This window comes from Phenylobacterium sp., assembly GCF_036402295.1.
Classification (GTDB): Bacteria; Pseudomonadota; Alphaproteobacteria; order Caulobacterales; family Caulobacteraceae; genus Phenylobacterium.
Genome location: NZ_DASWTE010000439.1, coordinates 1 through 6,369 on the forward strand (window position 1 = coordinate 1; position 6,369 = coordinate 6,369).

The window sequence follows — 6,369 nt, forward strand, 5'->3', positions numbered from 1 at the left end:
TCCATGTCGAACTCGCCCATCTCGAGGCTGAGCTTGCCCGCCTCGATGCGCGAGAAGTCCAGGGCGTCATCCAGGAGGCCCAGCAGCGCTTCGCCCGAGCGGCGGATCACGCGGAGGCGCTCACGCTGGCCGTCGGGCAGGCCGTCGCGCTGCATCACCTGGGCCATGCCCAGGATGCCGTTGAGCGGCGTGCGGATCTCGTGGCTCATGGTGGCCAGGAACTGCGACTTGGCCTGGCTGGCGGCCTCGGCCGCCCGCTTGGCGGTCACCAGCCGGCCCCAGGCTTCCGCCAGGCGCGTTCGCGTCGGCAAGAGCAGGATCGCGTAGACCAGCAGGACCGCGACGCCGGTGAAGGCCCGCAGCCACTCGCCGGCGGCGTAGTTGCGGCCAACGATCCCGACGCAGACCCAGGTGAGCACCGCCGCATGCGGCGCGATGGCTGCGAGGAACATCCAGGGCGCCGAGTAGAGCCGCAGCAGGATGTTGACCGCCGAGAAGCCGATCAGCGCCACGGCGAAGAGCCGCGCGCCGGAGTCGCCGTGCTGGATCAGCTCGAAGGCGGCCCACGCGTGCAGGGTCGAGAGCGCGAAGGTGACGATCAGCCCGGGGACGTCGCTGCCGATGTAGCCGCGCCGCGAGACGATGGCGCGCTCGGCCAGCGTGATCCCGACGTAGGCTGCGGCCCAGATGAGCAGTACGGTGGTCGAAACCACCGGCCACGCGACCAGCGCCACGAGGCCCAGCATCACCAGCCGCCGCCACAGGTCCGGCTGAGCCAGGAGCTGTTCGGGCGCGAGGTCGGGCCCCGCCGTCGTCGTGTCACGGCCTGTGACTGTACTGGAACGCATGGCCGCCTCCCGTCCCGCGGATTAGGGACGCACTACACTTAAAAGACTGCTTACGCGCCGGAGTTGCATTCAAGAAAAACTCCCCACTGCCGAGCTGTGGGGAGTCAAGGGAAATCAGCGTCTTGACGGCGCCGGCGGGGCGCCGGTTCAACTGTTCGGCGCGCGCACCACCTGGGCCTGCTGCTGGCCGCGGACGAACTTCACGAGCACCCGCTGGCCGATCAGGAACGGCGCGCCGGACGAGTCCACCACCACCTCGACCACACGGTCGTCGGTCTTCTCGTTCGGGTCGTCCGACTGCAGCTTGCGAGCGCCGAAGACGGCGGCGCGGCGCAGCACCTTGCCGGGGTAGACCTTGGACGGATCGCTCTCGGGCGACATCTGCACGTTCTGGCCCACGTTCACCATCGACAGCGAACCCTCCGGGATCTCGGCCCGGACGATCCGGCCCGAGCCCGGCTCCAGGTCGAACATGTTGGACACGTTCAGCGTCGAGGCGCCCGCGCCGGGGTTGGCGTAACGGCGCACGATGCGGCCGTCCGCCGGGGCGCGGATGATCGACAGCTCCTGGTCGTAGCGCGCCTCGTTGAAGCGGGCCTCGGCGGTGGCGACGGAGGCCTGCTGGGCCATGATCCGCGCCTCGGCCTCGCGCACGGCGTCGCGGGTCTGGTCCAGCTTCTGGGCGGCCACGAAGTTGGAGGGAGCGAGACCTTCCAGGCGGCGGTGCTCGCGCTGGGCGGCCGCCAGCTGCACCTGCAGCAGGGCCAGCGACGCACGCGCCTGGCGCACCTCGGCCCCGGCGCGGGCGGCGGCCAGCCGCGGCTCGTCGTCCTCAAGGCGAGCCAGCACCTGGTCCTTGGAGACCACGTCGCCTTCCTGCACCAGCACGTCGCGGACCACGCCGGCCCGGCGCGCGGCCACCTGGATCAAGCCGCCTTCGACGTCGGCCTTGCCGTTGGCGATGGCCGCGTAGGGGCTGGGCTTCACGGCCGCGGCCGCCTTCGCCTCCTCGGCTTTCTTGGCCTTGGCCTGGCCTTGCATGAAGAAGACGCCGCCGCCGACCAGGACCACGAGGATGAGGCCGATCCAGACGTAACGGTTGCGGAAGAGGGCGAGCATGGTCGTCAGGCTCCGATGAGCGCGGGTTTGAGGTGGGCGGCGCCGGAAACGTTGGCCGCGTGTTCGGTGCGCCGGTCGTCCAGGATGCGGCCGTCTTCCAGGTGGATGACGCGGTCCGCATAGGTCTCGAGGCGCGGGTCGTGGGTCACGCAGATCACGGCGGCGCCGTGCTGCTTGGCGGCGCGGTGGAGCAGCTTGATCACCACCTGGCCGTTCTCGCCGTCGAGCGCGCTGGTGGGCTCGTCGGCGAAGATCAGTTGCGGATCCTTGGCGAGCGCGCGGGCGATCGCCACACGCTGCTTCTCGCCGCCGGAGAGCTCGGAGGGCCGCTGGTGGAGCTTGGACTCCAGGCCCACCTCGATCAGCGCGTTGGCCGCTTTCTCGCGGGCCTGGCGCTTGGGAATGCCCTTGTATTTCAGGATGATCTCGACCTGCTGTAGGGCGGTCAGCGCCGAGAACAGGTTGAAGCCCTGGAAGATGAAGCCGCAGTGGTCCAGTCGAAAGCGATCCAGCTTGCCCGCCCTCAGGCTCCACAGGTCCTGGCCCATGCCGGTGACCTGGCCGTCGTCGGGCTTGAGGAGGCCGGACAGCGTCGCCACCAGGGTCGACTTGCCCGAGCCCGAGGGGCCCATGACCATGGTCACGTCGCCGTGCAGGGCGTCGAAGTCGACGCGCTTCAGCACCTCGATGTGCGTGCGCCCCGTCTTGAAGCGCTTGTAGAGGCCGTGGGCCGAGATCGCGGTCTTGGTGAGGCTCATCGCAGGAGATCCGCAGGTTGGCTCTTCTTCAGGACGCCGATCGAGAACAGGCCCGAGAAACCGGCGATCACGAGGAGGAGGACGGCGACGAAGATGTCCCAGAACAGCGGGAAGCCCATCGGGACGCCGAACTTCAGGGCCAGCAGGTAGACGCCGAGCGTCAGGAACGCCGTGACGAGGAAGCCCGCGACGCCGACCCACAGCGACAACTCGAAGACGATGCGGCGCAGCGCATTCATCGGCACGCCGAGCGCTCGCAGGCTCGCAAACTCCTTGATGCTGGAGAGGATCGCGCCGCGCAGGGTCATCGAGGTGATGGCGATGCCGATGAACGCCCCGATGACCACCGTGGCGCTGATGAAGATGCCGATGATCTGTTCCTTCATCAGCGCGCCCTGGTTGGCTTCGGCCAGCTCGGCGCGGGTCCAGGCGCGGTAGGCCTTCTTGGAGGACTGGTTCATCTGGTCGCGGACGATCTCGGCGCGCGCCGGGTCCTTCAGGCGCACCATCAAGGGGCCGGTCTTGCCGTTCCGCTGCGTCATGCCCAGCAGCCGCAGCGTGTCACGCGACACCGTGATCGAGGCGTTGTTGATGTTGGGGTAGCCGGTGAGGATCGCCCGCACCCGGACCGTCTTGCCGTTCAGCGACGCCTCGTCGCCCAGCTTCACGCCAAGGCGCTTGAGCTGGCTCTCGTCGATGGCCACCGCGTAGGGCTCCATCAGCGCCCGGCGGGTCTCCTCTGTGAAGTCCACGGGCAGGGTCACGGCGCCCGGCCGCGTGTCGACCAGGTTCACGTCGACATAGGTGGTGACGGCCTTCTTGCCGTCCTTCGGATGGTTCACCCAGCGGCCGCCCTCGATGTCCCAGGCCGCGACCTCGGCCACCTCGGGGTGCATGTACATCTGCGGCTGCAGGCGGTCGGGCAGGGAACCGCCGCCCGAATTGATCAGGCTCTCCATCTTCGGCGGCATGATGATGATGTCGGCGCGGCTGCGATCGAGAGTGGCGGTCACCCCCTTCACGATGCCGGTGAACATCCCGACCTGGGCCAGGATCAGCAGCCCGGCCACGGCCAGGGCCACCATGGCGGCGCTATAGCGTCGCCACTCGTACAGCAGTGTCGCCAAAGCCAATGACATGATGACTGCGAGCCCTCACCTTCGAGCGCCGGGTGTCGTCGCGCCGCCGGGTCGGGGCCAGTTAAATCGCCGTAACGGCAGGCCAGTCCGGGGCGCGCGATGTGCGCTCAACCCTTAGAGGCGCGAGGGGAATTCGGCGGATGCGAGGGCGCCGATTAAACCTTCGTAATGACCCTTCCGGCGGCCTCCGGCGGACGGCGCATCCAGTCGATGAAGGCCCGGAGCGCCGGCGAGACCTGGCGGCGGCTGGGGTAGTAGATGCTGTAGCCGGGGAAGGGCGGGCACCAGTCCTGCAGCATGACGACCAGCCGTCCATCGGCGACCTCCTCGGCCACGCCGGGCTCGATCAGGAAGGCGATGCCGACCCCGTCCACCGCCGCCTGCTTCAGCACGTCGACGTCGTCGGCGATCAGCGGGCCGTTCACCGCCACGCGGCGGATGTCGTCGCCCCGCTCCAGCTCCCAGTCGTAGAACGCGCCCGACGGGAAGCGCATGCGCAGGCAGGCATGCCGCGCGAGGTCGTCCGGATGCTCCGGGACGCCGTGCTCGGCCACGTACTCGGGCGAGGCCACGGCCATCATGCGCAGGGGCTGGCCGACGCGCACGGCCACCATCTCGGCGGGCAGCGACTCCTCGAAGCGGATGCCGGCGTCGAAGCCGCCCGCCACGATGTCGACCAGGCTGTTGTCGGAGATCACCTCGACGCGGATGTCGGGATAAGCCCGCAGGAACCCGCCCAGCCGCGGCGCGATCGCCAGCCGCGCCGCCGAGCGCGGCACGTTCAGACGCAGCCGTCCCGCAGGCCGTTCGCGGAACTCGGCCACCTCGGTCAGGCCCGCCTCGATGTCGGCCAGCGCCGGGTTCAGCCGGGCCAGCAGCCTTTCGCCGGCCTCGGTCGGGGTCACGCTGCGGGTGGAACGGTTCAGCAGCCGCACGCCCAGCTGCGCCTCCATGCGGCGCAGGCGATGGCTCAGCGCCGAGGCGGAGACGCCCAGCGCCTGGCCCGCGCGGCGGAAGCTGCGCAGCTCGGCGAGCAGGGCGAAAGCGGTGAGGTCGGGGAGAGCTCGGCGGTCCACTGTTGAATTCTGCTCAATGGAGCGTTGACCCGTCGAGCGATTTTCGAGGGCCGGTCCGAGCCCACCTAACCTGGGAACGCCGGACAGGAGATCAAGTCATGGAAATGCGGAAGCTTGGAACGCAGGGGCTCGAGGTCAGCGCGCTGGGCCTGGGTTGCATGGGTCTGACCGCGGTGTACGGGCCCGGTCCCAGCGAGGCCGAGGCGCTGCAGGTGCTGGACCGCGCGGTGGGCCTCGGCGTCACCTTCTTCGACACCGCCGAGATCTACGGCCGCCGGACCAACGAGGTGGTGGTCGGCAAGGGCCTGGCCAAGCACAAGGGCAAGGTGGCCATCGCCACCAAGTTCGGCTTCGACCTCGCCGACGCGCTCGCCGCCGGCCGCCCGCGGGGCACCAACAGCCGGCCCGAGAATATCCGCGCCGTCGCCGACGCCTCGCTGCAGCGGTTGGGCGTGGACGTCATCGACCTCTTCTACCAGCACCGGGTGGACCCGAACGTGCCGATCGAGGACGTGGCCGGCGCCGTCGGCGACCTCGTGAAGGCGGGCAAGGTCCGCTACTTCGGCCTCTCGGAAGCTGGCCCGGACACCATTCGCCGCGCCCACAAGGTGTTCCCGGTCAGTGCGCTGCAGAGCGAATACTCGCTGTGGAGCCGCGATCCGGAGGCGCAGATCCTGCCCACCCTGCGCGCGCTCGGGATCGGCTTCGTGCCCTACAGCCCGCTGGGCCGTGGCTTCCTGACCGGCGCCGTCAACGCCAGCACCTTGGGCGAGTTCGACTTCCGCCGCTTCCAGCCGCGCTTCCAGCCGGCGGCGCTGGAGAAGAACCTGGGGCTCGTCGAGACGCTGGGCCGGCTTGCCCGCGAGAAGGGCCGCACGCCCGCCCAGCTCGCGCTAGCCTGGCTGCTGCACCAGGGGAACGATATCGTCCCCATTCCGGGCACCGCCAAGGTCTCGCGCCTGGAGGAGAACGTCGGCGCGGCGGACGTGAAGCTGTCGAAGGACGACCTCGCCGCCATCGAAGCCGCGGTCCCCGAAGGCGCCGTCGAAGGTCAGCGCTACGACCCGGCGGGACTGGCGATGGTCAACCTCTAGGGCGCGTGGGCGCAGGGGCGACGCCGCCCTTGCGCCCGCAGCGCTTTCAGCGTGGATTGACCGGCCAAGCCGCGGAATCGCGGCCGCGTCGGGGGATGCATGCTCGGTTTCGGTCCTGAAAACGCCCAGAGCCTGGTCGGCGTGGCGCTTGTGCTGCTCGTCTGCTGGGCGGTCTCGGAGAACCGCAGGCGCTTCCCCTGGAAGCTCGCGATCGGGGCGATCCTGGTGCAGGCGATCCTGGTCCTGGCCCTGTTCGGCCTGCCGGCGCTGCGCTCGGGCCTGGAGAGCGTCGGTGTCGCCGTCGACGGCCTCGCCAAGTCCACCCAGGCCGGCGT

The 6,369-nt window shown here is 69.7% G+C and carries 7 protein-coding genes; 2 read left to right on the plus strand and 5 right to left on the minus strand.

Annotated features, from left to right (window positions below; translation table 11 throughout):
- From VGD44_RS25110 to VGD44_RS25130, 5 genes are all read right to left on the minus strand, one after another.
- A partial coding sequence (locus VGD44_RS25110; protein ID WP_331091272.1) for a sensor histidine kinase occupies positions 1–848 on the minus strand: 848 nt, incomplete at its 3' end.
- A 147-nt stretch (positions 849–995) separates the two neighbouring features.
- Positions 996–1,967 carry an HlyD family secretion protein gene (locus VGD44_RS25115; RefSeq protein WP_331091275.1) on the minus strand — a complete coding sequence of 324 codons (972 nt, stop codon included), beginning with the start codon at positions 1,965–1,967 and terminating at the stop codon, positions 996–998.
- 5 nt (positions 1,968–1,972) lie between these two features.
- Positions 1,973–2,725, minus strand: a complete 753-nt coding sequence (locus tag VGD44_RS25120) for an ABC transporter ATP-binding protein (RefSeq protein WP_331091277.1) — start codon at positions 2,723–2,725, stop codon at positions 1,973–1,975.
- On the minus strand, positions 2,722–3,864 hold the full coding sequence (locus VGD44_RS25125) for an ABC transporter permease (RefSeq protein ID WP_331091279.1): 1,143 nt from the start codon (positions 3,862–3,864) through the stop codon (positions 2,722–2,724). The genes VGD44_RS25120 and VGD44_RS25125 overlap by 4 nt, the downstream gene beginning before the upstream one ends.
- A gap of 155 nt (positions 3,865–4,019) precedes the next feature.
- Positions 4,020–4,940 (minus strand): LysR family transcriptional regulator, encoded by a 921-nt coding sequence (locus VGD44_RS25130; protein WP_331091281.1) that lies wholly within the window; start codon positions 4,938–4,940, stop codon positions 4,020–4,022.
- Positions 4,941–5,038: 98 nt separating this feature from the next.
- Between VGD44_RS25130 and VGD44_RS25135 the strand changes: the two genes are divergently transcribed.
- Together VGD44_RS25135 and VGD44_RS25140 are read left to right on the plus strand one after the other, a co-directional pair.
- Complete coding sequence (locus VGD44_RS25135) at positions 5,039–6,034, plus strand: aldo/keto reductase (RefSeq protein WP_331091283.1); 996 nt, start codon at positions 5,039–5,041, stop codon at positions 6,032–6,034.
- A 99-nt stretch (positions 6,035–6,133) separates the two neighbouring features.
- On the plus strand, positions 6,134–6,369 hold a 236-nt coding region (locus VGD44_RS25140), incomplete at its 3' end, for a Na+ dependent nucleoside transporter N-terminal domain-containing protein (protein WP_331091285.1).

What these genes read in the sequence shown, in the direction of transcription:
- VGD44_RS25115 (WP_331091275.1), bottom strand. Translation starts at nt 1,967, where the DNA reads ATGCTCGCCCTCTTCCGCAACCGTTACGTCTGGATCGGCCTCATCCTC.
- VGD44_RS25120 (WP_331091277.1), bottom strand. Translation starts at nt 2,725, where the DNA reads ATGAGCCTCACCAAGACCGCGATCTCGGCCCACGGCCTCTACAAGCGC.
- VGD44_RS25125 (WP_331091279.1), bottom strand. Translation starts at nt 3,864, where the DNA reads ATGTCATTGGCTTTGGCGACACTGCTGTACGAGTGGCGACGCTATAGC.
- VGD44_RS25135 (WP_331091283.1), top strand. Translation starts at nt 5,039, where the DNA reads ATGGAAATGCGGAAGCTTGGAACGCAGGGGCTCGAGGTCAGCGCGCTG.